Annotated in this window: 2 protein-coding genes; both read left to right on the forward strand. The window is 67.9% G+C overall.

Annotated features, from left to right (window positions below; all coding sequences use genetic code 11):
- The coding region (locus PV419_RS52665; RefSeq protein ID WP_319701210.1) for an SDR family NAD(P)-dependent oxidoreductase at nucleotides 1-3,862 on the forward strand (3,862 nt) is incomplete at its 5' end.
- Nucleotides 3,862-4,058: polyketide synthase docking domain-containing protein (locus tag PV419_RS52670; protein WP_319701211.1), on the forward strand; the 197-nt coding region annotated here is incomplete at its 3' end. The genes PV419_RS52665 and PV419_RS52670, both read left to right, overlap by 1 nt.

Consider the following 4,058-nt stretch of genomic DNA (forward strand, 5'->3'; position numbering starts at 1 on the left):
CGTGGTGCGGGCGCTGGCGGAGTTGTATGTGGCCGGTGTACAGGTGGAGTGGGGTGGTCTGCTCAGCCCGCGGCCCTTCCTGGACCTGCCGACGTACCCTTTCCAACACCAGCACTACTGGCTCGACAACGTGCCCACCACATCCGACGTGGCATCAGCCGGCCTGCACTCAGCCGAGCACCCGATGCTGGGTGCGGTTACCGCGCTGGCCGACTCCGACGGCTACCTTTTCAGCGGACGGCTCTCGCTCACCACACACCCCTGGCTGGCCGACCATATGGTGCGGGGCGCCGTGCTGCTGCCCGGCACCGCTTTCATCGAACTTGCCTTGCACGTGGGCAACCAGGTCGGCTGCGAACTGGTTCGCGACCTGACCATCTCGACGCCCTTGATCGTGCCGGAACATGGCGCGGTCACACTTCAAGTCGCTGTCGGTTCACCGGACGAGACCGGAGACCGCTCCCTGACAGTCCACGCACGGCTCGCGGAAGCGGCAGTCGGCGCCCCCTGGACCATGCATGCCACAGGCATGCTCGGCATGGGTGGCGAACCAGCGCCCACCGACGGCCTGGCGGTGTGGCCACCGGCAGGCGCAAAGAAAGTCGAGAGCTCCGACCTGTATGTGGTCCTGGCGGAGCTGGGCCTCGTGTACGGCCCCGCCTTCCAAGGAGTACGACAGGCATGGACACGGGGCGACGAGGTGTACGCCGATGTGGTCCTGCCCCCACCAGGCGGCGACGCCGCCCAGTTCGGCATCCACCCGGCAGTACTGGACGCGGCACTGCACGGAGTGGTCCTGGGCACGGACACCGATCGTGCGCTGGTTCCCTTCGCCTGGCGGGGAGTGAAGCTGCACGCGGCCGGTGCCCCAGCGGTCCGAGCGCGGCTTCGGCGCACGGGACCGGACACCCTGAGCCTCAGCCTGGCGGACCACGCTGGCGCGCCTGTGATGGTCGTGGAAGCGCTCACCCTCCGGCCGGCAACGGACCAGGCAGACTCGACAGTGGTCGATGACTCGGCTGGTGAGCTCTTCCAGTTGGACTGGGTCGCTCTGCCGAAGTCGGAGGCGAAGTCCACTTCATGGGCGGTACTCGGTTCACGGACGGCCGCGGAGGCACTGGGAGGCCGCAACTATCCCGACCTGACGGCACTTGCGGAGGCCGTCGCCGACGGCGCACCGCCCCCGGAGGCGGTCCTCCTGGACTGCGCACCGCTGTTCGAATGCAAAACCGACCTGGCACATGCCGTGTGGCAACAACTCCGAGTGATGCAAAGGTGGTTGTCGGACCCCCTGTTCGACGGCTCCCGTCTGGTACTGCTGACTCAGGGCGCGGTGACAGGACAGCGAAGCGGCAAGGTCACAAACCCTGGTCAGGCATCCCTCTGGGGTATGGCCCGGACAGCCCAGACCGAGGAATCCGGCCGGATCGTCGTGGTCGACACCGACGGCCATGACGAATCGCTCAAGGCGCTCCCGGCGATCCTGACCTTCGACGAGCCTCAAGTGGCCCTGCGCGGCGGCACGCCGTACGCACCCCGCCTGGTGCGAGCGAACGCACCGGGAGGCAACCTGGTCCCTCCAGCCGTGCCGGCCTGGACGCTGGACGTCGTCGAGAAGGGCACTCTGGACGGGCTCTCACTGATCGCCAACCCTGCCATGACCGAGCCGCTGCTGCCCGACCAGGTGCGCATCGCGGTACGAGCCGCAGGAGTGAACTTCCGGGACGTACTGATCGCGTTGGGCACCTATCCCGGCGACGCGCACCCAGGTGGTGAAGGGGCCGGTGTCGTGTTGGAAGTCGGTCCTGGAGTCGACACGCTGGCACCGGGCGACCGCGTGCTGGGCATGTTCGGAGGCGCGTTCGGCCCGCTCGCCGTGGCTGATCACCGTACCTTGGCACCGATCCCGGAGAGCTGGTCGTTCGTGGAAGCTGCCGCGACACCAGTGGCGTACCTGACGGCCTACTACGCGTTGGTGGACCTGGCGGCGCTGAGTCCCGGCGAATCGCTGCTGGTGCACGCCGCCGCCGGCGGAGTGGGCACGGCCGCCGTACAGCTGGCGGCGTACCTCGGAGCCGAGGTGTTCGGCACCGCGAGCCCGCCCAAGCACACGGTGCTGCGCGCGATGGGGCTGGACGACGACCACATCGCGTCGTCGCGGACCCTGGACTTCGAGTCGCAGTTCCGCACCGTGACAGATGGCCACGGTGTGGACGTCGTGTTGAACTCGCTGACGGGGGAGTTCCTCGAGGCATCGCTGCGGCTGATGCCCGAGGGCGCACGTTTCCTGGAGATGGGCAAGGCCGACCTGCGGGATCCGGACGATGTGCCGGGATACCGTGCCTTCGATCTGATCGAGGCCGGGCCGGAGCGGATCGGAGAGATGCTGCGTGAGCTGCTGGCCCTGTTCGACCGAGGGGTGCTGACGCTGCCGGACATCACCACGTGGGACGTGCGCCGTGCGCCGGAAGCGTTCAGGGCACTGAGCCAGGCGCGGTTGGTCGGCAAGGCGGTGCTGGTCCTCCCGCCGGCGCCGGACCCCGAGCAGACCGTACTGATCACAGGGGGTACGGGAGCCCTGGGCAGGCACGTGGCGAAGCACCTTGTGACCACGCACGGGGCCAGGAAGCTGGTACTGGCCAGCCGGAGCGGGCGCGAGGCACCCGGCTGCGCGCAACTGGCCGCTGAGCTGGCCGGCGCAGGGGCAGTTGTTCGCATCGTCGCCTGCGACGTGGGCGAGAAGGATGAACTCGCCAAGTTGCTTCAGGAGATACCGGACCTGACAGGGGTGGTCCACACCGCCGGGGTCCTCGATGACGGTGTGATCGGGGCACAGACCCGGTCCTCGCTGGCGAAGGTGCTGCGCCCCAAGGCGGACGCGGCCTGGCACCTGCACCAGCTCACCGAGGATCGGGACCTGGCGTTCTTCGTCACCTTCTCCTCCGCGGCGGGCGTCCTGGGCACCCCCGGACAGGCCAACTACGCCGCTGCTAACGCGTTCCTCGACGCACTGGCCGAGTACCGGCACACTGCCGGCCTGCCTGCCACCTCCCTGGCGTGGGGCCTGTGGGACCAGTCCAGCGGGATGGCGGGAACCCTGAACGAGCGAGATCTACGGCGGGTCAGAGCCGACGGCATACTGCCGCTGAGCCCGGCTGACGGCCTGCGTCTGATGGACGCGGCAAGGGCTGACGGACGCCCCTGCCTTCTCCCCATGCGGGTGAACGTTTCAGAGCTGCGCGCCCGGTATGCCGAAGACAAGGTGCCCGCCTTGCTCCGCACGATGGTACGTGGCCACCGCCGCACCGCTCTCGGCGTGCGGCAGGAAGGCTCCGCTGAAGCGTTCTCCGCCCGGCTGCGTGCCCTGCCCCCGGCTGAGCGGCTGCCGGCGGTGCTGGAGTCGATGCTCGCCGACGTTGCCGCGGTGCTCGGCTACGCCTCATCCGGCGAACTCATCCCGGACCAAGCTTTCAAGGACATGGGTTTTGATTCCCTCACCGGTGTCGAACTGCGCAACCGATTGCGCACGGGCACCGGCCTGTCATTGCCGGCCACGGCCATATTCGACTATCCGACGCCGGCTCTGCTGGCCCGGCGGATCGTCGAACAGCTTGTGTCCGCCGAAGCCGGGCCGATGGACCGTATCAGGGCCGGGCTGGACCAGATCGAAGCCGACGTCGCCGAGGTGGCCGGGAGCCCTCGGCAGCAGGCTGAGATCGCCAACCGGCTCCAGGCAACGCTGTGGAAGCTGGCCGGAGCCGAGAGCGAGGAATCCGGCCCTTCCGCCGAGGCGCAACTTGACACGGCCAACGCGGACGAGGTGCTGGACTTCATCGACCGTGAATTTGGAGAGCTGAACTAGTGGCGAATGAAGAACAGCTCGTTACATATCTCAAGCGCGTCACGGCCGATCTGCATCGCACCCGGCAGCGCCTCACCGATATGGAAGCCAAAGTCCGCGATCCGATTGCGATTGTGGGTATGGCCTGTCGTTTTCCGGGTGGTGTGGGGTCTCCAGAGGATTTATGGGATCTGGTTGTTGCAGGGCGGGAGGGTTT

The organism is Streptomyces sp. ME19-01-6, from assembly GCF_033793745.1.
GTDB lineage: Bacteria > Actinomycetota > Actinomycetes > Streptomycetales > Streptomycetaceae > Streptomyces.